The 20711-nt window shown below is 61.3% G+C and carries 16 protein-coding genes; 9 read left to right on the top strand and 7 right to left on the bottom strand.

The window, feature by feature from the left end; all coding sequences use genetic code 11:
• Positions 1 to 11: 11 nt before the first annotated feature.
• On the bottom strand, positions 12 to 3299 hold the full coding sequence (locus OKB87_RS17510; protein WP_270828129.1) for a DUF5107 domain-containing protein: 3288 nt from the start codon (positions 3297 to 3299) through the stop codon (positions 12 to 14).
• Between the two features lie 119 nt (positions 3300 to 3418).
• Between OKB87_RS17510 and OKB87_RS17515 the strand changes: the two genes are divergently transcribed.
• Positions 3419 to 4612 carry an ROK family transcriptional regulator gene (locus tag OKB87_RS17515; protein WP_270828130.1) on the top strand — a complete coding sequence of 398 codons (1194 nt, stop codon included), beginning with the start codon at positions 3419 to 3421 and terminating at the stop codon, positions 4610 to 4612.
• Between the two features lie 21 nt (positions 4613 to 4633).
• Here the strand turns inward: OKB87_RS17515 and dsdC are convergent, their stop codons facing one another.
• A complete protein-coding gene (dsdC, locus tag OKB87_RS17520; protein WP_270828132.1) occupies positions 4634 to 5587 on the bottom strand; it encodes a DNA-binding transcriptional regulator DsdC in 954 nt (317 codons plus the stop codon).
• A 214-nt stretch (positions 5588 to 5801) separates the two neighbouring features.
• Between dsdC and dsdX the strand changes: the two genes are divergently transcribed.
• The 3 genes from dsdX to OKB87_RS17535 all read left to right on the top strand — a co-directional run bounded on the left by dsdX (position 5802) and on the right by OKB87_RS17535 (position 8998).
• Positions 5802 to 7139: a D-serine transporter DsdX gene (gene dsdX, locus OKB87_RS17525; protein WP_270828134.1), complete on the top strand. Its 1338-nt coding sequence runs from the start codon at positions 5802 to 5804 to the stop codon at positions 7137 to 7139.
• 16 nt (positions 7140 to 7155) lie between these two features.
• Complete coding sequence (locus OKB87_RS17530) at positions 7156 to 8487, top strand: D-serine ammonia-lyase (RefSeq protein ID WP_270828135.1); 1332 nt, start codon at positions 7156 to 7158, stop codon at positions 8485 to 8487.
• A gap of 334 nt (positions 8488 to 8821) precedes the next feature.
• Positions 8822 to 8998 (top strand): hypothetical protein, encoded by a 177-nt coding sequence (locus tag OKB87_RS17535; RefSeq protein WP_011705338.1) that lies wholly within the window; start codon positions 8822 to 8824, stop codon positions 8996 to 8998.
• 87 nt (positions 8999 to 9085) lie between these two features.
• Here OKB87_RS17535 and icd read toward each other — a convergent pair whose 3' ends face one another.
• Together icd and OKB87_RS17545 are read right to left on the bottom strand one after the other, a co-directional pair.
• Positions 9086 to 10339 (bottom strand): NADP-dependent isocitrate dehydrogenase, encoded by a 1254-nt coding sequence (icd, locus tag OKB87_RS17540; protein ID WP_017786499.1) that lies wholly within the window; start codon positions 10337 to 10339, stop codon positions 9086 to 9088.
• A 202-nt stretch (positions 10340 to 10541) separates the two neighbouring features.
• Positions 10542 to 11405 (bottom strand): helix-turn-helix transcriptional regulator, encoded by an 864-nt coding sequence (locus OKB87_RS17545; RefSeq protein ID WP_270828137.1) that lies wholly within the window; start codon positions 11403 to 11405, stop codon positions 10542 to 10544.
• A 129-nt stretch (positions 11406 to 11534) separates the two neighbouring features.
• Here OKB87_RS17545 and manA point away from each other — a divergent pair, with 129 nt between their 5' ends.
• Positions 11535 to 12734 carry a mannose-6-phosphate isomerase, class I gene (gene manA, locus OKB87_RS17550; protein WP_270828139.1) on the top strand — a complete coding sequence of 400 codons (1200 nt, stop codon included), beginning with the start codon at positions 11535 to 11537 and terminating at the stop codon, positions 12732 to 12734.
• Positions 12735 to 12973: 239 nt separating this feature from the next.
• Positions 12974 to 13480 carry a hypothetical protein gene (locus OKB87_RS17555; RefSeq protein ID WP_270828140.1) on the top strand — a complete coding sequence of 169 codons (507 nt, stop codon included), beginning with the start codon at positions 12974 to 12976 and terminating at the stop codon, positions 13478 to 13480.
• A 74-nt stretch (positions 13481 to 13554) separates the two neighbouring features.
• Here the strand turns inward: OKB87_RS17555 and OKB87_RS17560 are convergent, their stop codons facing one another.
• A complete protein-coding gene (locus OKB87_RS17560; protein WP_011705333.1) occupies positions 13555 to 13704 on the bottom strand; it encodes a hypothetical protein in 150 nt (49 codons plus the stop codon).
• A 735-nt stretch (positions 13705 to 14439) separates the two neighbouring features.
• Between OKB87_RS17560 and OKB87_RS17565 the strand changes: the two genes are divergently transcribed.
• The 3 genes from OKB87_RS17565 (at position 14440) to OKB87_RS17575 (ending at position 17689) form a co-directional block, all read left to right on the top strand.
• The gene (locus OKB87_RS17565; protein WP_270828143.1) at positions 14440 to 16326 is read left to right on the top strand and encodes a PTS fructose transporter subunit EIIC; all 1887 of its coding nucleotides are present in this window, start codon (positions 14440 to 14442) and stop codon (positions 16324 to 16326) included.
• A 195-nt stretch (positions 16327 to 16521) separates the two neighbouring features.
• Entirely contained in the window at positions 16522 to 16809 is a 288-nt protein-coding gene (locus OKB87_RS17570) for a hypothetical protein (protein WP_270828145.1), read from the top strand.
• A gap of 91 nt (positions 16810 to 16900) precedes the next feature.
• Positions 16901 to 17689 (top strand): hypothetical protein, encoded by a 789-nt coding sequence (locus OKB87_RS17575; RefSeq protein ID WP_270828147.1) that lies wholly within the window; start codon positions 16901 to 16903, stop codon positions 17687 to 17689.
• A 27-nt stretch (positions 17690 to 17716) separates the two neighbouring features.
• Here OKB87_RS17575 and OKB87_RS17580 read toward each other — a convergent pair whose 3' ends face one another.
• The gene (locus OKB87_RS17580) at positions 17717 to 18919 is read right to left on the bottom strand and encodes a MalY/PatB family protein (RefSeq protein WP_270828149.1); all 1203 of its coding nucleotides are present in this window, start codon (positions 18917 to 18919) and stop codon (positions 17717 to 17719) included.
• Between the two features lie 73 nt (positions 18920 to 18992).
• Positions 18993 to 20579, bottom strand: a complete 1587-nt coding sequence (gene malX / locus OKB87_RS17585; RefSeq protein ID WP_044799549.1) for a maltose/glucose-specific PTS transporter subunit IIBC — start codon at positions 20577 to 20579, stop codon at positions 18993 to 18995.
• Between the last annotated feature and the right edge of the window lie 132 nt (positions 20580 to 20711).

The following is a 20711-nucleotide window of genomic DNA, read 5'->3' on the forward strand; positions in this document are numbered from 1 at the left end:
GCCCGTTGTTGTTATGGCTGTGATGGATTGAGTGACAGCTCACGGCAGATCAGGGCAAACAGCTGCCCCTTGTCGTGGGCCGGGTTGAGAGTCAGCAGCTCGCGCAGGGTCTGGGCACATGCTTCACGCTGATCCAGCCCCAACTGGCCGAGGGCCCGGACCAGCAGGCAGTGCTGACGGTGTTTGTGCTGCGGGTCGTCATCCAGCACGATGAGATCCGGCAGCGAGACGGCGAAAAAGTCCGCCTCGACCGACTCGCCCATTGCCTGCTCGGCCCAGCCGACCATCCCTTCAAACAGACGCTGCGCCTCGGCAACCCGTCCAAGACGAGCCAGCGCCATACCCTGATAGAAGAGATAATCCACCGGCTGATCGTTGTAGTAGCGGCTGGCCCCGAGCGATCCTTGGCCCAGACAAGCCTGTTGCAGGCACTGGGCCGCCAGACTCTGGTTGTCACAGGCCAGATGGCAGAGCGCCAGCAGGAAGTGGATGTCATTGTCGGTTTGTCCCACAAGGCGCCCCTCCCCCAGATTGAGGGGATAGTTCAACGCCTGTTGCAGCAACGGAATAGCCTGCTCGTGGCGTCCCTGAGTCATCAACACCAAGGCACGGCGCTGCTGGTTGATGAGGTACTGGCCGGTCACCTTGCCCTCGCCCCCCTCCCAGGGGTGGAATTCGCGCAGCCGCAAGATCTCGGCCGCCGCATCCAGCTGACCGGTAATGTGATAGAGGCTGAGCAGTTCGGCGGTCAGATCGTCGCGCTTGAGGGCGACCGCACGGTGCGCCTCCAGCAGCGCCAGCCGCTCTGCAGGAGCCATGGCACAACGCTTGTGCAGTTGATCCAGCTCGAACAGCAGCCGCGCATCGTCCGGCTTGAGGGCAAAGGCCCGGCGCAGACACCGCTCGGCCGCCGCCATATCACCCGCCTTGTTGAAGTGGTGGATACCGAGGTTGCGCCAGACCGGGGCAAAGTCCGGTGTCTGTTCGCACACCTGCTGCCACAGGGCAATCGCCTGCACATAGTTGCGCTTGCTGTAGTGGAAGCAACCCAGCAGGTAGCTGGCAAACCAGCTGTGTGGCAGTTGCCCCAGCATGGCCACCTCGCCAAGGGTATTGGGGAAGCGCACCTTGCGGCCAAACGCCCGCTCGGCTCGCGCCAGCAGGGCATCCTGCGCCTCACCTTCCGGCAACAATGCAGCCTGGAACAGCAGCGGCAGGGTCTCCTCCATCGTCAATGTTGAAAGCAGTTGCTGCGCCAGCTCGGGGCGTCCCCAGCTCAGCAGTTCGCTGACGAGGAAGCAGAGGTTGGTGCCACGCCCGTTGCAAAGATGTACCAGCGCGTCGCGATCGGTGCTCTGCTCGCTTGCCAGCCAGCGCAGGAAGGCCAGCTGATAGTGGAGTGGATAGCGGACTCGCTGTTCGTCGATATAGGAGATGGCTGCCTCCGGCTCACTAGACTCCAGCAGGGCCAATCCCTTGAGAGCGATGGCGCCGTAGTGGGTGCCGTTGACGGCGAGACTGCGCTCGACAAATTGCAGTGCCTGCAAGGCGTCGCGGCGCACCATGGCGATACGGGCCAGCCCGAGGAAGCCGCCATCGCGGCAGTTGCCACTCCAGGTCGCCTTGTAGAAGTCATCAAAGGCTGCATCGAACTGGCCGAGACGCTCTTCGATATGGCCGCGCAGCAAACTCGCCTTGCCACATTGGGGATTCTTGTTGAGGCGATGGGCACGGGTTAGCGCCTGATTAGCGTAAACCAGCGCCTGCTCGTAATTGGCACGGTTGTACTCCAGCGTTGCCAGTGCCAGGTTGCAGCGATAGTCGCCGCTATCCAGCTCCAGCCCCCGCTGGTAGTAATCAAAGGGCGAGCGGCTGGCGTGCAGATACTGCTCCAGATGCTGGCCGATGAAGTAGAGCTCGTCGACCGAGTCGAGATTGACGGCGGGTTCCGGCGCGGTAGCGGGATCCGGCAGGGCTTCGCCTGCGGGTTGATGCTCGAGGTAACTCAGCACGCACTGACCCTGCTCATCCAGCAGACGGGCCTGCAAGCGTCCCTCGCTGGTGATAGCGAAAGGCTCAAGCCAGGCCTGACCCGGCTGCAGATCCAGAGGTTGCGTAAACAGCACGCCCCCCTCGTCGCTTACCTCGAAGCTGCCCCCGAGAAGTGGCGCTACTGCATAGACCCCGCAGACGAGCCCGTCATTGCTGCGCTCCAGCTTGATGGCGGCGCGGGTGTTGGCGTTTTGCAGAGTGCCCAGGGTGTTGTAGGGCAGGAAGTTCTGCACAAACACCTTCTCCTCCCCCGCATCCAGCCAGGTGAAGTCGGGCTGGTTGTCGGTGTAGACCCCGGTCATCAGCTCGATATAGGGGCCGTTGTCGTCGGTCAGGTTGCGATCCCAGGCCAGACCGAAGTCACAGTTGCCCCAGCTCCACTGCTTTTTGCCCGGCGAGACGTGGTGATCCGCCACATGCAACAGGCCCCCCTGTTCGTCATGACAGTAGGCGCCGACAAAGTCGTAGTCGGACTTGTCCGCCATATAGGAGGTGGGCACCGGAATGTTGCGGTAACGGGAGATATCGACCCCGGCGGAGTAGTCCACCTTGTAGTAAGTGCCACGGGCGATGGGGAAGGCACTGACGTCGCGCTTGCCGTGGTCATAGACGGCGGTGACATCGGGCGGGAAGACGCTCTGGTGGGCATCGCCCCCTTTCACTGCCGGGTTGGACCACCAGAGGAAATGGCGCGGCGTATCGTTGCCGTTGAACACCTTGCCGGTGATCTCGATGAGCGCCTTGTCGGGATAGAGGGTGAACCCCGCCATCACCTGTAAACCACGCATCGGCTCCACCTCGCCCAGCCAGACGGTCTTGGCGCCACCCTCCTGCTCCGCGATGGTGAAATCCACCGGCATGAAGGTGGTGGGTCTGTGGTGCTGCGGCCAGTTGAACTCGATGCCGCCGGAGATCCAGGGTCCCACCAGCCCCACCAGCGCGGGCTTGATCACTTCGTTGTAATAGACGAAATCCCGCTGCATCACCTTGTCGTAAGCACGGTGGATGCGACCGCCCAGCTCCGGTAACAACATCACCTTGATGAAGTCGTTCTCCAGCCAGACCGCCCGATAGGGCTTCATCTGCTTCTGGCCGGTAAGAGTATCGATCACCCCATAGGGATAGACGGCCCCCGAGGAGCCCTGATAGACCCGCTTCTCGAGAAACATGGGGTTGGGATCTTCGGCGCCCACCTCGTAGGTCGGCAGGGTGATGGTTTCGACCCAGACCTTGACATCAGCTCTCATCAATCTCGCCTCACTTAATACTTGTTAGTAAAAATTTCAGTGAGACCAGATTAGAATGGTTAAACCACCATTAATTGCCTAAAGATCACGCAATATAGTAAGCGGAGTTTAGTGAAGTGATGAGCACAGGGTTGAACAACCAGAAGGTACGCCACCACAACAAGCAGGTGCTGTTGGCCCTGCTCTATCAGCTCAAGGAAGCGAGCAAGTCCACCCTGGCGCGCCATTGCGAGCTCTCCATTCCGGCGGTCAGCAAGATCCTCGACGAGCTGGTGGCCGAGGGGGCCATCAGCCACAGCGACCAGAACCTCTCCCAGCGCGGCATCAATGGCGGCAGCTACCGCATCGCCAGCGGTCAGGGGGCAATCCTCTGCCTCAATATCAGCCCCACCAGTCTGGAGAGCATTCTGGTGGACAACCTGATCACCCCTCTCGACGACTACGCCGGCCAGAAAATTGCGCCGCAAACCCCGGACGAGCTGCTGCGCCTGATCGAGGCCTGCTACTACCAGCACAAGCGCCGCCACAAGGGGCTGGCGATCCGGCTGGCCATCGCGGTACACGGTCAGGTCAACCCGGCCAGCGGGGTATCACAGACCATGCCCCAGGCCCCTTGGCACGCGCCGGTCGAGCTCAAATATCTGCTGGAGGAGCGCCTCGGCTGCGAGGTGATAGTGGACAACGACTGCATCATGCTGGCGCTGGCCCAGAAGTGGCAGGAGGAGGAAAACGTCGGCGATTTTTGCGTCATCAACGTCGATTACGGCATCGGTTCAGCCTTCATCATCAACGGCCAGATCTACCGGGGAGCCCTGTTTGGTAGCGGCCAAATCGGCCACACCATCATCAACCCGGATGGCAGCGCTTGTGCCTGCGGCCGTTACGGCTGTCTGGAGACGGTCGCCTCCCTCTCGGCCATCAAGAAGCGGGCCAGGGTCTTTCTCAAGCAGCAGGGGGTGGATCTCGCTGCGCTGGCGGAGAGGCGTGTCGGCACAGCCCAGTTGCTGGCACGTTACCAGCAGGGGGATCCCATGATCCGGGCCATGGTGGATGAGGGTGCCCGCGCCATTGGTCTGAGCCTCTACAACTTCCTCAACATCCTCAACATCAACCGTATCTGGCTCTATGGCCGCAGCTGCGGTTTTGGCGAGGAGTGGCTGCAGACCATCATCCATCAGACCGGTGCCAACCCGTTCGACTGCAGCGACGCCGTCAACGCCACCCACATCCGCTTTGGCCAGCTCAGCCGCGCCCAGCAGGTGATGGGGATTGGCTATCTCTATGTGGAACGTGCCCTGGCACAGCCTCGCTAGCCTGTTTGCGCAAGGGCTGGCTCAGACCCGCGCCTGCTGGCAGGCCCAGTCGATGAAGGCTTGCGCCTTGGGGTTCTGGCAATTGGGCAGGGTGGCGATGTAGTAGCGCTGGGCGCAGCGCACCGCCATGTCCGGGAAGGGGGCCACCAGCTCGCGCCGTGCCAGCCGCTTGCTCACCAGGTTCTGGCGTCCCATGGCGATCCCGGCGTGATTCATGGCGGCGATGATGGCAAGATCGGAGCGATCAAACCCCATGCTGGCCCTGCATGCCGAAAGCGACACGCCGGACTGCTCGGCCCAACTGGACCACTCGTCGCCGTCGGAGTCATGGCCCCAGGCTTGCCGATCATGGAGCAGGCGGCAGTGCGCCAGGTTGGCCGGGTTGCCGAGCAGCCCGTGCTGTTCGGCATACTCAGGGCTGCACACCGGCACCATGTACTCGTCCATCAGCGGATGGATGGCGAGCCGCGCAGGCGTCTTGTCGTCGAAATAGAGGGTGAGATCGATGCCGTAACCATGCAGGTTGATGTTCTCGTTGCCGGTCATGATGTTGAGCTCGATCTGGGGATGCAGGCGGGAGAAATCCGCCAGTCGCGGCACCAGCCAGCACTGGGCGATAGAGGGGCGCGAGTAGACGGTCAGGGTGCCCGACAGCTCCTGATGGCGGATCTCCAGGATCTCCTGGTTGATGAACTCCAGCGATGACTTGAGCGCCCAGAACACCCGCTGCCCGTCTGCCGTCAGCGCCACCTTGCGGTGAAAGCGCTGGAACAGCTTGAAGCCGAGATCCTCCTCCAGGGCGCTTATCCGGTGGCTCACCGCGCTCGGGCTGAGCGCCAGCTCGTCGGCCGCCAGCGCAAAGGAGCCGTGTCTGGCTGCCGCTTCGAAGGTGTGCAGCCTGGCCAGCTGATAGCCGTTGAGCAGCTTGTTTCCCGCAACACTGCTTCTCGCCACATAGTTCTCTTCGCCGTACATATGCCCCCCCTTGCAAAACCGGCACCGATGATACCGAAAAAGTGGCCCGCTGCATCAGCTCACACCACGCAAAACCACCTTCACACCATAAATGTGATGAATGTGGCACCTTTGCATCAACCCAGCTCACCCAAGCTGCCGATTTCATCATTTGTCAGGGAACCTGCATTTTCATTCAATAGCGCCAACATCATTCCCATGACAGAGGCACGCCATGAATTCAGAAATGTGGATCGTCGGAACCCTGCTGACCAGCATACTGCTGATCGTCGTCACCATAGTGAAGGGCAAGGTCCACCCCTTCCTCGCCCTGCTGCTGGCGAGCTTCTATGTGGGCGCCCTGATGGGGATGAACCCGCTCAAGATGGTCAACGCTATGGAGGAAGGCATCGGCGGCACGCTGGGCTTTCTGGCCGCCGTCATCGGCCTTGGCACCATACTCGGCAAGATGATGGAAGTGTCGGGCGCCGCCGAGCGCATCGGCCTCGCCCTGCAGCAGTGCCGCTGGCTGTCGCCCCAGGTGACCATGGTGCTGGTCGGGCTGGTATGCGGTATCACCCTGTTTGTGGAGGTGGGTGTGGTGCTGCTCATTCCGCTGGCCTTCTCCATCGCCCGCAAGACCAACACCTCGCTGCTGACCCTGGCCATTCCGCTCTGTACCGCCCTGATGGCCGTGCACTGCATAGTGCCACCCCACCCCGCCGCCCTCTATGTCACCAATCAGCTGGGTGCCGATGTGGGATCCGTCATCGTCTATGGCCTCGCGGTCGGGTTGTTTGCCTCGCTGGTAGGCGGCCCGCTGTTTCTGAAGCTGCTGGGCAAGCGGGTACCGTTCAAGGAGGTGCCTACCGCCTTTGCCGACATCCAGGCCCGCAGCGAGGACGAGCTGCCGACCTTGGGCGCCTCTCTCTTCACCGTGCTGCTGCCTATCCTGTTGATGCTGGTCAAGACGGTAGCTGAGCTCAACATGGATCACGCCAGCCACCTCTATACCCTGCTGGAGTTTATCGGCAACCCCATCACCGCCATGTTCATCGCCGCCTTCACCGCCTACTACGTGCTGGGGATCCGCCGGCGCATGCAGATGGAAGGGCTGCTGGACCAGACCGAGCAGTGTTTCTCCTCCATCGCCAACATACTGCTGATCATCGGTGCCGGCGGCGCCTTCAACGGGGTACTCAAGGCCAGTGGCCTTGGGGACGGCCTGGCCACCATTCTCTCCCAGCTCGACATGCATCCCATCCTGCTGGCCTGGCTGGTGGCCATCGTGCTGCACGCCGCCGTGGGCTCCGCCACCGTCGCCATGATGGGGGCTACCGCCATCATCTCCCCCATCATGGTGCACTACCCGAACATCAGCCCGGAGATCATGACGCTCGCCATCGGCTCCGGTGCCATTGGCTGCACCATGGTGACCGACTCCCTGTTCTGGCTGGTCAAGCAGTATTGCGGCGCCACCCTGAACGAAACGCTCAAGTACTACACTACCGCCACCTTTGTCGCCTCCCTGATGGCGCTGGCCGGCACTTTCCTGCTCTCCTGTATCGTGTAACGAGGCCGAGAACACCATGAAACACATCGATGTATCACAACTCACCCAGCAGTTTCCACTGCTGCAATCCCTGATCGCGCTGGAGCCGGTCAGCTGGTTCAACCCCAAGGCCACCACCCTGGTGGAAGGTCTTCCCTATGTGGGGCTCGATGGCAGCGATGTGGCGGATGCCTCCGCCCGCCTGGCCCGCTTCGCCCCCTACCTGTGTGAAGCCTTCCCCGAGACCCGCGCCAGCAAGGGCATTCTCGAATCCGACATCGCTGCCATCCCGGCCATGCAGCACACCCTGAATGCCCGTTACGGGGTCGAGGTGAGCGGCAGGCTGCTGCTCAAAAAAGACAGCCATCTGCCCATCTCCGGCTCCATCAAGGCACGCGGCGGCATCTACGAGGTGCTGACCCATGCCGAGCAGCTGGCCATCAAGGCCGGTCTGCTCTGCGAAGAGGACGACTATCGCAAGCTGTTCACGGACGAGTTCCGCCACTTCTTCGGCCAGTACAGCATTGCGGTGGGCTCCACCGGCAACCTCGGCATGTCCATCGGCATCATGAGCGCTCGCCTCGGCTTTCGCGTCACCGTCCACATGTCGGCTGATGCGCGGGAGTGGAAGAAGCGCAAGTTGCGCGAACATGGTGCCATCGTGGTGGAATACGCCGAGGATTACGGGGTCGCGGTGGAGCAGGGCCGCAAGGAGGCCGAGCGCGATCCCGCCTGCTTCTTCATCGATGACGAGAACTCACGCACCCTGTTCCTCGGCTACGCGGTAGCCGGTGAGCGGGTGAAAAAGCAGTTTGATGAAATGGGGATTGTGGTGGACGCCGACCATCCGCTGTTTGTCTACCTGCCTTGCGGCGTCGGTGGCGGCCCCGGCGGGGTGGCCTTTGGCCTCAAGCTCGCGTTCGGTGACCACGTTCACTGCCTGTTCGCCGAGCCGACCCACTCCCCCTGCATGCTGCTCGGGGTCCACACCGGCTTGCACGATGCCATTGCGGTGCAAGACCTTGGCATCGACAACCTCACTGCGGCCGACGGCCTCGCCGTGGGGCGCGCTTCCGGCTTTGTCGGCCGCGCCATGGAGCGGCTGCTGGCAGGTTTCTACACCCTTAGCGATCAGGAGATGTATGACCTGCTCGGACTCTTGGCCCGCGCTGAGCAGATCAAGCTCGAACCTTCTGCCCTGGCCGGCATGGCAGGCCCGTGGCGCGTCGCGGCCAACCTTGAGTGGCAGGCCGGTCAGGGGCTGGATGCAGCAAAAATGGCTCGGGCCACCCACCTGGTATGGGCCACTGGCGGCGGCATGGTGCCCGCCGAGGAGATGGAAAAGTACCTGGCCAGCGCCCGCCGCTGATCTTTTTTTCAGCCATAAAACCCGCCAGACTGGCGGGTTTTTCTCGTGTGGGATCAGCAAGATGGCGCCGCTGTTCGCCCCCTTGTAAGCCAGACGGCCAGACAGCTGGACACCCTGAATTGCCGACAATCCCCCCAAGCTGGTTATTTTGTGATACGATAGTGGCCGTTTTTTGACATCTGCACCCACGTTGGCGCCCTGATCCGGCGAGATCGCGACCCAATCCGTCGATCACAACCATCACGGGCATGCAGAAAAACCGTGGCCTGATGGCCCCGTCCGGCACAAAGCCTGGCGGCGGTCAGCAAGACACACGAGATAAGGAGATCGGGCAATGAAACAATATCAAAGCTGGCTGGGACAATATCTGATGAGTCGCCGCGATGGGGATCACGCCATGGCATCCGAACTCGCCAGCTCCATCTGCGAGTTCTGGCAGGCCCAGGGAGACGAGGCCGAGTTCAGCAAGTGGCAGCAGATCTACCAGCAGCACGTGGAAAAAACCACCTGACCCATTGGGTGCCCCCCTCGGCACCCGCCCATCACCCATAAAAAAACCGGCGCTCATGGCGCCGGTTTTGCATTTCAGTGACCCGTATTACATCTGGTCGACCATATCCTGGGCGAACTGGGAGCAGGAGCGCAGGGTGGCGCCTTCCATCAGACGCTCGAAGTCATAGGTGACGGTCTTGTTGCGGATCGCCGCTTCCATCCCCTTGATGATGAGGTCGGCCGCCTCAACCCAGCCCATGTGGCGCAGCATCATCTCGGCGGAGAGGATGAGGGAACCCGGGTTGACCTTGTCCTGACCGGCGTATTTCGGCGCGGTGCCGTGGGTCGCTTCGAACAGGGCCACGCCGTCACCGATGTTGGCACCCGGTGCGATGCCGATGCCGCCCACCTGGGCCGCCAGCGCGTCGGAGATGTAGTCACCGTTCAAGTTCATGCAGGCGATGACGTCATACTCGGCCGGGCGCAGCAGGATCTGTTGCAGGAAGGCGTCGGCGATGACGTCCTTGACCACGATGGTCTTGCCGGTTTTCGGGTTCTTGAAGGAGCACCAGGGGCCGCCGTCGATGAGCTGGGCATCGTACTCTTTCTGGGCCAGGGCATAGCCCCAATCCTTGAAGGCACCTTCGGTGAACTTCATGATGTTGCCCTTGTGCACCAGGGTCACGGAGTCGCGATCGTTGTCGATGGCATACTCGATGGCGGCACGGACCAGACGCTCGGTACCGGCCTTGGACATGGGCTTGATGCCGATGCCGCAGGTCTCGGGGAAGCGAATCTTCTTCACGCCCATCTCGTTTTGCAGGAAGGCGATCACCTTCTTGGCTTCGTCGCTGTCGGCTTTCCACTCGATGCCGGCGTAGATGTCTTCGGCGTTCTCGCGGAAGATCACCATGTCGGTCAGATCAGGACGCTTGACCGGGCTCGGGGTGCCCTCGTAGTAACGAACCGGACGCAGGCAGATGTAGAGATCCAGCTCCTGGCGCAGGGCCACGTTGAGGGAGCGAATACCGCCGCCGACCGGGGTGGTCAGCGGGCCCTTGATGGCCACGCAGTATTCACGAATGAAATCCAGGGTTTCGGCCGGCAGCCAGGCACCTTCGCCATAGACATGAGTCGACTTCTCGCCGGTGTAGATCTCCATCCAGGCGATCTTGCGCTCGCCTTTGTAGGCTTTCTCGACCGCGGCATTCACCACATTCAACATGGCCGGGGTCACGTCCACACCGATGCCATCCCCTTCGATAAACGGAATGATCGGATGGTTGGGAACCTGCAGCTTGCCGTTGGCATCGACTGTGATTTTCTGGCCCTGGGTCGGGATAACTACTTTGCTTTCCATCGGCATCTCCTAACTTCCGTTTGTTATCAATCTGTAAGTTGCGCGCGGCCATCTTAAGCCCATCCATTTGCAGAATCAAATGGCGAGCACGCATGTCAGCCCATAGTCGCGCACTGGATCACAATGCGTCCCTTCTGCCTGCTCCGGATCCGAAGCAGCCCCGCCGGAGCCTGACTCGGACAGGCTCCAGCAGCATCCCTGCTTATCCCGCCAGCCCCTGCGGCTGGCTGAGTGCCCGGTACTGGGAGGGGGTCAGCCCGGTCTTCTGCTTGAACACCCGGCAAAAATAGTTCACATCGCTGTAACCACAGCGGCTGGCCACCTCTTCGAGGCGAAAGCGGTATTTCTTGAGCATGAACTTGGCCCGATCGATGCGCACCCAGCTGATGTAATCGGCCAGGCGCATGTGCCCCTGCTCGCGAAACAGATGCGACAGGTGGCTGACCGAGACGTTGAAGCGATGGGCGATCGAATCCCGGCTGATGGGGCGGTGAAAGTTCTCCTGGATATAGATGCAGATCCCGTGAAACAGCTCAGCCCCCCGCGGCCGCTCGAAGGTGGACTCGGCCAGCAGCTGGCGCACGCTGGTGAGCAGCGCCTGCAGCAGGTGATTGTCGGTGGGGGAGCGAGCGGGATCCTCGGTCAGCACGTTGAGCACCGCCAGTATGTGTTCGTTCACATGGCCGGCCCGGGCCATGATGCTGTGCTTTTGCACGTCAAAGAAATCGGGGTCTTCCCGCCGCTTGCTCACCAGACTGAAGCCCAGCTGACGCTTGCCGAACAGCAGGCTCAGCACCGAGCAGTCGGTGGTCCAGAGCGGCTTGTTCCAGCCGTTGGGAGGGATGTAGAGCGCCTGCCCCGGGGCGATGCAGATCTCCTGGCAGCCCTGCTCCCTGTCCCAGATCTGGTTGCGGTACTCGCCGCTGAACACCAGCTCGAGGCGGGGAAAGTTGACCTGATAGCTGAAACCGGGCGGCACCCCCTGATCCTGGGCGAACCAGATCTGGTCGAAGGGGGCCTGCTCGTGGAGGGCGCCATCGAGCAACTGGCTGAAGACAAGAGACATGCTGATCCTGATCAAGAGAGAGGCAAGCGGTTGCGGTGCCCGCGACCGCCCATGTTATAGTCCGGTCCACGGCAGCAATGCCACCCTTTTCTGCACCCGATTTTCTGCACACCAAATGAGGCATCCCTTATGAGCAGTCGCGATCTGCCCTCTTTTTTGTCAATGCAAAATCCGATTCAAGGCTACGACTGGGGCAGCCATGACGCCCTCACCACCCTGTTCGGCATCCCCAATCCGGCGGGCAAGCCCCAGGCCGAACTGTGGATGGGTGCCCACCCCAACGGCTGCTCCGAGGTAGTGCTGGCCGGACAGGCACAAAAGCTCTCGACCCTGATAAAGAGCGCCCCCGCCGCCGTGCTGGGCGAGGCCACCCAGACCCGTTTTGGCAACCTGCCGTTCCTGTTCAAGGTGCTGTGCGCCGAGAAGGCCCTCTCCATTCAGGTGCACCCGAGCAAGGCGCAGGCCGAAGCGGGCTTTGCCAAGGAAGAGGCCGCCGGCATCCCGCCCAAGGCCGCCAATCGCAACTACAAGGATCCCAACCACAAGCCCGAGCTGGTGTTTGCCCTCACCCCCTATCAGGCGATGAACGGCTTTCGCGCCATCCCGGCCATCCTGGCGCTGTTCGAGCGGGTCAAGCTGCCCGCCCTTGCCGAGCTGGTCGCCGCCCTCGCCGCCAGCCAGAACGAAGCGGGTCTGCAGCACTTCTTCCACCAGCTGCTGGTGCTGGAAGGAGCGCGCAAGGAGGAGGCACTGGCGGGCCTGCTGGCCTTTGCCGCCGCCCATCAGGATGAAGAGACCTTCGCCCTCGTCACCAGCCTGGCCGCCCAATACCCGGGGGATGTGGGGCTGTTCTCGCCGCTCTTGCTCAACGTGGTGACCCTGCAGCCCGGTCAGGCAATGTATCTGGACGCCTGCACCCCGCACGCCTATGTGCGCGGCACTGGCCTCGAGATCATGGCAAACTCCGACAACGTGCTGCGCGCCGGGCTCACTCCCAAGTACATAGACGTGGCAGAGCTGTTGGCCTGCACCCGCTGCTTGCCCAAGCCGGACGACCAGATCCTGCTGGCCCCCCGCATGGAAGGGGCGGTGCAGCACTTCGAGGTGCCGGTACCGGACTTCACCTTCAGCGTCTATCCGGCGGGCGAGCACCAGCTCACCACCACCAGCGCCGAGATCCTGTTTGCCATCGACGAGGCCGTGATCCTCAAGCGCGGTGACGACACCCTGCGCCTCGAGAAGGGGCAGTCCGCCTTCATCCCGGCCGCCACCGGCCGCTACCAGCTGCTGGCCGAGGGCCGGGTCGCCCGCGCCGGCAACCGCTGCTAAGCCGATTCAAATCGACCCACGACCACAAGGGCCATCCAGGATGGCCCTTGTTTTTTGACGGTCTCAGCCACTACGCCGCCCTGCCTTCTGCCGACAAATTTCTTGATGTGCGGCATAAATTCATCAGATCCTGCTGTCGTCCTCTGCCGGGTTGGCTATCATGCCCGTCTGGCTATCACTGCGCCTTGACCCTCGCCGAGGCCACCACGGTCACCCGGCCCCCGTTCAGGAAGAACATCATGAAAGGCTACTGCGGACTATCCGTTTTACTGCTGGCGCTGCTGGGCAGCCCGGTGCATGCCGCCTGTGACAAGGAAGTGGCGCTCAGGCTGGCCAAGGCGTTCTGGAGCGAGCACAAGGATTTCTATTACGCCGACCCGGCGCCGCTCAAGGCGCTGCTCACCCCCGACTTCTTCGCCGTGCTGAGCAGCGAGGCCGCCTGCAACGCCGACGGCGAGGTGTGCGCCATCGATGCCGACCCCTGGATCAATGCCCAGGATGGCGAGGTAAGCGAACCCGTCAGCTTCACCCTGGCCAACGCACAAGAGCAAGGAGTAACGGTCAGGATGCAGTATCTGTTCGCCCTCTCCGACAGCCAGAAAGAGCCGCAGACGGTCAGCCTTCATTTTCAAAAGAGCGGCGACAATCGCTGCTACCTGATGGATGACTTCATTCCGCCCGGCGACGGCTCGCTCAAGCAGCGCCTGCGCCAATGGCAGAGCCACAACGCCATCGAGCCGCAATAAAAAACCCCCGCCGTGCTGGCGGGGGTTTTGCATTCTGCCGGGCCGCGCGCCTCAGCGCCGGGCTGGCCACGGGGTCACTCCTCCACTGCCTCCGGCTGAGGTTCTTCAGCGCGGATCTGCTGCAGCTCTTCGACCCTGGCCTGCCATTTGTCGTGGGCCTGTTTGCGCTCCTGTTGCTTGAACTCTTCGCGCATGGTGTCGATCTCTTGGACCAGTTTTTCCATCGGGATGTCTCCTTACATCTGGGTGAACATGACAAGTAAAACGGGTTGACGGCACACTCCGCATCAAGGGCGTTGGCCTGTCGGTTCATCAGGTTTGACTTCCGGTTTGCCAAAACTGTCCAACTAAATAAACGATTGGATATGCAAAAAGCAATCTAAAAAATGATTAAACGTCTCCCGGAAGGCCATCAAAAGGAGGTCAAAACCGCCTCTTTCCGCTCTGACCAATAAAATACAAAACATTAATTATCAAATAGTTAAATGCACATCACTACAAATCTGCACACCCTTTTCAATCGGCCGATTATGCACTGATTTTTCATCCCCTCATTCTTGCGTTTCCTGCCACCCCGCCACCATGAGCATCCCCCAAAGCCAGGCCACCACTTTTGCCGACCGGCTCACAATTTTCTCGCCTGCTCGAGCGCACAAATCTCCATCCCGTCGTCTGCCGACAGCATTCAGGCTCACCACTTATTGGTCATCAGTCGTACTCGGATTAAAAATAACCTTCTGTTTTAAAATGTATTTCTATAAAAATGAGATCGTTCATTCAGGCAGGACAAAATGCGAGCAGGGTCACAGGCAGGCACCGTCGGCACAAAAATCCAGTAAAGGGCACATATGTCCGATTTCGGCCGAGGCACTTGGGAGAAACAATAGGCAGGTCAACCCGTTGCACCACAGTTTCAACAGGACCACTTCCATTCGGACGGCACCAGCCAGGAGAGAACCATGCTCACCACCCTGATAGATGAAGGATTGATCTGCCTCGATCTTGCGGCCCGCGACAAGCAGGCGCTGTTTGTCGAACTGGCCGCCAGGCTCAAGGCCAGCGGCAAGATAGCCAGTCAGGATCAGTTTGTCCGCGACCTCTGGGCGCGGGAGGAGCTGGACAACACCGGTTTCGAGCAGGGGGTCGCCCTGCCCCACGCCAAGAGCGAGGCGGTGCGAGAACCCGCCATCGTGGTCGGCATCAGCCGCCAGGGCATCGACTACGGCGCCGAAGATGGCGAGCCCTCCAAGCTGTTCTTCATGATTGCCTCCCCGGCGGGCGGCGCCAACCACCATATCGAGGTGCTGGCCGAGCTATCCACCAAACTGCTGGAACCCGGTTTCATCGCCAGCATGCAGGCAGCCACCAGCCGCGCCGAGGTACTCGCCTTGCTGGCCGCAGCAGGGCCGTCCGTAGCCCCTGCCGCCCCTCAGCCGCAACCCACCCAGCCGGCGGAGCCGCAGGAGCGCGGCATCAAAGCCCAGCTCAACACCCTCAAACAGCACTTGCTGTTTGGCACCTCCCACATGATCCCCTTCATCGTCGCGGGGGGCGTCTTGCTGTCGCTGTCGGTGATGATCAGCGGCAAGGGCGCCGTGCCCGAGGAGGGCGTGCTCAAGGACATGGCCGACATGGGCATCGCCGGGCTCACCCTGTTTACCGCCGTGCTGGGCGGCTACATCGCCTACTCCATGGCAGACAAACCGGGCCTGGCCCCCGGCATGATCGGCTCCTGGATTGCAGTGCAGCAGTTTCACACCGGTTTTCTCGGCGCCATCCTGGTGGGCTTTATCGCCGGCCTCATCGTCAACCAGCTCAAACGCATCAAGCTGCCGGACTCCATGAGTTCGCTCGGCTCCATCTTCATCTATCCGCTCATCGGCACCTTCCTGGTGTGCGGCATCGTGATGTGGGTGATCGGCGCCCCCATCGCCGCCATGATGGAAGGGATGAACCACTGGCTCTCCGGCATGGCGGGCTCGGGCAAGGTGATGCTGGGGGCCATCCTCGGTGGCATGACCGCCTTTGACATGGGCGGCCCCATCAACAAGGTGGCCACCCTGTTCGCCCAGACCCAGGTCAACACCCAACCCTGGCTGATGGGCGGGGTCGGCATCGCCATCTGCGTGCCGCCGCTCGGCATGGCGCTGGCGACCCTGCTCTCACCGCGTCGCTACAAGAAAGAGGAGCGTGAAGCGGGCAAGGCAGCCGCCATCATGGGCATGATCGGCATCAGCGAGGGGGCCATTCCGTTTGCCGCCGCCGACCCGGTGCGGGTCATCCCGGCCATCGTCGCTGGCGGCATCGTCGGCAACATCACCGGCTTCATGATGCACAGCATCAACCACGCCCCCTGGGGCGGCTGGATCGTGCTGCCGGTGGTGGAGGGCAAGATGGGCTATATCCTCGGCACCCTGCTCGGCGCCCTGACCACGGCCCTTATCGTCAACCTGCTGAAAAAGCCGGTCAGCGACACCGAAGAGAGCAACGAGCGCCAGGAGGAATACCAGATCATCGAGGCGGAAGGGGAAGCCGAGGTGCTGGCCATCACCGCCTGCCCCTCCGGCGTGGCCCACACCTTCCTGGCCGCCAAGAGCCTGCAAAAAGCGGCCGCCAAGGCTGGCATCAAGCTGAAAGTGGAAACCCAGGGCGCCAACGGCATCATCAATCGCATCAGCGCCAAGGACGTGGCCAACGCCCGCTGCGTGATCTTTGCCCACGATGTGGCCATAAAGAACAAGGAGCGCTTCGCCCATATCGAGGTCATCGACGTCAAGACCCGGGAGGCCATCCACAACCCGGAAGGGCTGCTGGCCCGCACCCAGCCGGGGCGCCAGGTGGCCTGACAACGGCACTTGAGAATACCTACGACAGAAGGGGCCAAGGGCCCCTTCTTTTTATCCCGGTATCAGATAACAGCAGTCCTTCTTCATCTGGCGCCCGAACGGGGATAGCGACTTCACCCTCAGGATCGATAAGATAGGAGTCATATTGTGCCTTCGCCGGCTTGGCGACCGCACCTGGACGGAGCCTTGCAAAACATGGAATTGACGGACGTACTGCTCACCCTGGCGGGTCTGGTGACCGCCGGCATCATTCTCAAGAATCGCGCGGTGACCCAACCCGACTGGGACAAACTGCCCACCCTGCCCGAGTACCTCGCCCGCCATCCCGAATGCACCACCGACGATAGCGAAAACGCCAGTTGCTGTGCCTGCGGTTCGCACAAGGTGCTGTTCAGCCCGCTGACCGGCGCCGGCGATTACCGTTTGCGCCACACCTGCCTGGCCTGCGGCAAGGTGCTGTTTCGCAGCCGCGCCATTCTCTGACAGAATGCCGCCGCCATGCCATTACTGTACGCCTCCTCCTTGACGGCTTAACCTTCATCACTACCAGACCCAAACAGCACGAAGGGATTTGATGACACCAGATCTGGATCTGAACACCCTGCGCAGACGTTGGCTTAAAAAACATTTGCAAGAACTGCGGGCAGCAAAAAATGAGGAAGAAGAGAAAGGAGGCATACTGGGATTCGTCGGTATTCTATGCGCTCTGATCCCCTTAATGACGGCGACTGTGTACTTTGTGGGAATGCGCTATTACCAAGGTTACCTGGGGCAATTCAGACTGGACTCAACGGAGTTTTCTCCACCCGCCGACAACACACTTTTTACCGGTTTCTATCTGCTTATCCAGCTGCTTTTACCCTACGTAGTCCCAGTAATCGCTGCGCTAGGAACGCTTTTTCTTACTCTCTTTGCCATGTTGTTTACTATGAGGTGGCGTCTGACTCTCTCTTGGTGGGTGATCCGTTTCTTTGTCCTAACCCCTCTGGTACTAAAGGGAGGAAAAATCGCCAATAACTACCCGGCCCCCTTAACCTTCAACATCATGATCTGGTTGCAGAGTTCTATTTTCAAACTCGCTATTTTCATCGTCCCTCCCTTGCTGGTCATCATTGCCTCTGAACATCTCAAACCCATGGGCGAAGAACTTGCCCAAAAACAGATAGACCAGTTAGAACAAGACAAATGGCCGCAGACTGAGGCCCATAGTCAGTCTCCTCTGCTGGGGGATGAGCCCCATATTCGCATCGCCTGCAACGCTTCCCACTGCGCTTATCGCCTCAAGGGGGGTGATACCCTGATCCTGCGCTTCGATCAGATAGAAGAGACCCGCTATCGGCCTGACAAGGCCGCCTCGAAATAGCAACCGCCGCCCAAGGGCGGCGGCGCGCTATCTGGCCAGCAGTTCTTGCAGTGCGCTTATCAAGGCGTCGAGGCCTTTATCTACTTTTGAGCGAGGGCAGCCGACGTTAAGGCGAAGATAGCCTGTGCCTTCGGGGCCATAGGTGTCGCCGCGCATGATGGCGACCCGGTATTTTTCCACCAGCAAGGTTTGCAGCGCATCCATCCGTTCGGTGTTGTCGATGCCAAGGCCGCTCAAGTCAATCCAGGCGAGATAGGTCCCCTCGGGCACCCGATAGTCGATGGCGGGGAAGACTGCATTGAGCCGCGCCGCCACCTGGGTCAGGTTGTCATGCAGATAGCGTTTAAGGGCATCGAGCCAGGCACCGCCGTCCCGATAGGCGCTGATATGGGCCAGCACCCCGAGAATGGGGGGCGATGAGAGGCCGTGGGCCGCCTTGAGCCGCTGCAGATAGCCGGCCCGCACCTCGGCGTTGGCAATAAAGGCGTAGGCGCCGCCAAGAGCCGGAATATTGAAGGATTTGGAGCCCGAGCTCACCAGCGCCCAGCTCTCGTCCTCTGCCACCTCGCTCCACGGCAGGTAGCGGGCAAAGCTCACATCCATATGGATGTCGTCCGAGATGACCTTGACTCCGTTCCGCTGGCAGATGGCGGCCATCCGGCCGAGTTCATCCCGCGTCCAGACCCGGCCGGTGGGGTTGTGGGGGCTGCAGAGCAGCAAAATCCGACAATCGGGGCGAGCGGCTTGCTGCTCAAAGCAGGCCCAGTCGATCTGGTAACTCCCCTCTGTTTTTTTGAGCGGGCAAGGCAGCAGCACCCTGTCGTTGGCGGCCAGCATATTGCCGAAGGCGTCGTAGGCGGGGGTATGCACCAGCACGCCTTCGCCCGGCGCTGACCAGAGGCTCACCAGCTGGGCGATGATGTAGATGACCGAAGGGCCGTAGACCAGGTCGGCTGGGTCGAGCTGCGCCCCGTAACGGCTGGCGAACCAGTTGCTCACCGCCCCCTTGAAGTCGTCGTGATTCCAGCGGCTGTAGCCAAAGACCCCGTGCTCAAGGCGCTTGGCCAGGGCTGAGCGAATGCAGGGGGCTGTCTCGACATCCATGTCGGAGATGGTAAAGGGGAGCAGGTCGGCGTGGCCAAAACGGTCAGCCACATAGTCCCACTGGGTGCAGTAGGTGCCGTGGCGATCGACGACGCGATCAAAATCAAAGGAGTCGGTATTGGGCATCTCTTTCTCACCAGTAAAACAGCAATGAACAAGGGGGCATGGCGCCCCCGAGGTAGGGTAACAGAGGGCCGGATCAGGCCCCCATCAGGCTCTGCAGCTGGTTTTTCACCAGATGGACCTGAGGCCCGATCACCACCTGCAGGTTGTGCTCGTCGAGCTTGATCACCCCGATGGCGCCGTTCGCCTTCAATACCTTGTCATCGACCCGGCTCATGTCCTGCACCGACATCCGCAGGCGAGTGATGCAGTTATCGAGCGCCAGAATGTTGTCGGCGCCGCCCAAGGCGTTCAGGATCACCTCGCCGTTATAGCCGCTGTTGCCTGCCTTCTTGCCCGCGGGCTGGGCAGCCTCGCTGGCTTCAATCTCGCGGCTCTCTTTTTCACGGCCAGGGGTTTTGAGGTTGAAGCGCACGATGGCGAAGCGAAACACCCCGTAGTAGATGGCAAACCAGATGGCGGCTGCGACCGGTACCAGATACCACTTGGTGGCGGTGCCCTGCAGCACGCCGAACACCAGAAAATCGATGAGGTTGCCGTCGGTGTTGCCGATGGTGACGCCGAGCAGCCCCATGGTCATAAAGCCGAGCCCGGTCAGGATAGCGTGAATGACGTAGAGTACCGGCGCCACGAACAGGAACAGGAACTCCAGCGGCTCCGTGATGCCACCGATGACGCAGGCCACTACACCGGAGACCAGCAGCGCCTTGATCTTGCCGCGATTTTCCGGGCGGGCGCAGTGATACATGGCGAGCGCCGCCCCCGGCAGGCCGCCGAGGAAAGCCGGCATCTTGCCCTGAGAGAGGAAGGAGGTGGCCGACACCGAGAACTGGGTGGTGTCGGCGCAAGAGAGTTCGGCGTAGAAGATGTTGAGCGCGCCGCTCACCTCGTTGCCGCACACCAGCGACGTGCCGCCCGCCTCGGTAAAGCGAATGAGCGCCACCAGAATGTGGTGCAGGCCGAGCGGCAGCAGCAGCCGCTCGCCGGTACCGAACAGGAAGGGGCCGAAGGGGCCGGCGTGGGAGATGAGCGTCCCGATGCCGTTGATGCCGGCGGCAAACCAGGGCCAGACCAGAGGCACCACCAGACCGACCACCCCCAGCACGATGGCGGTAATGATGGGCACGAAGCGGGCGCCGCCGAAGAAGGCGAGTGCATCGGGCATCTGGTAGGTGTAGAAACGGGCATGCAGCTTGGCGACGATCACCCCGACGATGATGGCCCCCAGAATGCCGGTGTCGATGGAGCTGATGCCGAGGATGGATTTCACCCCGTAGGCCTTCTCCGCCGCCCCGTCACCGATGACGTTGGCCACCGTGAGGTAGAAGTTGATGGAGAGATTGAGCGCCGCATAGCCGACGAAACCGGCAAAGGCCGCCACCCCCTTCTCTTCCCGTGCCAGACCCAGCGGAATGGCCACCGCGAACATCACCGGCAGGTAGATAAAGGCCACCAGCCCGACCTTGGTCATCCAGAGGAACAGCAGTTGCAGCACGGTATTGTCGAGGAAGGGCATGCTCTGCTTGACCGCATCGCTGGTGAGCGAGCTGCCGACACCGAGCAGAATGCCCGAGAAGGCCAGCAGGGCGACCGGCAGCATGAAGGTCTTGCCGAGGCTCTGCAGGAACTCCCAGACGGTGGATTTGGCGGGGGACTTGGCCATGTGTCAGATCCTTGTGAGGTGAGGGTCATTCGATACGCCTGCCCGGTACCGTTCCTGACGGATGGCGACGGTGAGCCGTATCTGGTTTTGCTGGATGATAAAACGTTTTATCAACTCACAAGTGCCGACAGG

The sequence above is a fragment of the Aeromonas sp. Y318-1 genome, assembly GCF_027706125.1.
Lineage (GTDB): Bacteria > Pseudomonadota > Gammaproteobacteria > Enterobacterales > Aeromonadaceae > Aeromonas > Aeromonas hydrophila.

Coding starts and splice junctions, on each gene's coding strand:
- OKB87_RS17580 (WP_270828149.1), bottom strand. CDS start 18,919: ATGCCCAATACCGACTCCTTTGATTTTGATCGCGTCGTCGATCGCCAC.
- dsdC (WP_270828132.1), bottom strand. CDS start 5,587: ATGTACGGCGAAGAGAACTATGTGGCGAGAAGCAGTGTTGCGGGAAAC.
- OKB87_RS17560 (WP_011705333.1), bottom strand. CDS start 13,704: ATGGAAAAACTGGTCCAAGAGATCGACACCATGCGCGAAGAGTTCAAG.
- OKB87_RS17565 (WP_270828143.1), top strand. CDS start 14,440: ATGCTCACCACCCTGATAGATGAAGGATTGATCTGCCTCGATCTTGCG.
- malX (WP_044799549.1), bottom strand. CDS start 20,579: ATGGCCAAGTCCCCCGCCAAATCCACCGTCTGGGAGTTCCTGCAGAGC.
- OKB87_RS17555 (WP_270828140.1), top strand. CDS start 12,974: ATGAAAGGCTACTGCGGACTATCCGTTTTACTGCTGGCGCTGCTGGGC.
- icd (WP_017786499.1), bottom strand. CDS start 10,339: ATGGAAAGCAAAGTAGTTATCCCGACCCAGGGCCAGAAAATCACAGTC.
- OKB87_RS17510 (WP_270828129.1), bottom strand. CDS start 3,299: ATGAGAGCTGATGTCAAGGTCTGGGTCGAAACCATCACCCTGCCGACC.
- OKB87_RS17535 (WP_011705338.1), top strand. CDS start 8,822: ATGAAACAATATCAAAGCTGGCTGGGACAATATCTGATGAGTCGCCGC.
- OKB87_RS17530 (WP_270828135.1), top strand. CDS start 7,156: ATGAAACACATCGATGTATCACAACTCACCCAGCAGTTTCCACTGCTG.
- dsdX (WP_270828134.1), top strand. CDS start 5,802: ATGAATTCAGAAATGTGGATCGTCGGAACCCTGCTGACCAGCATACTG.
- OKB87_RS17515 (WP_270828130.1), top strand. CDS start 3,419: ATGAGCACAGGGTTGAACAACCAGAAGGTACGCCACCACAACAAGCAG.
- OKB87_RS17575 (WP_270828147.1), top strand. CDS start 16,901: ATGACACCAGATCTGGATCTGAACACCCTGCGCAGACGTTGGCTTAAA.
- OKB87_RS17570 (WP_270828145.1), top strand. CDS start 16,522: ATGGAATTGACGGACGTACTGCTCACCCTGGCGGGTCTGGTGACCGCC.
- OKB87_RS17545 (WP_270828137.1), bottom strand. CDS start 11,405: ATGTCTCTTGTCTTCAGCCAGTTGCTCGATGGCGCCCTCCACGAGCAG.
- manA (WP_270828139.1), top strand. CDS start 11,535: ATGAGCAGTCGCGATCTGCCCTCTTTTTTGTCAATGCAAAATCCGATT.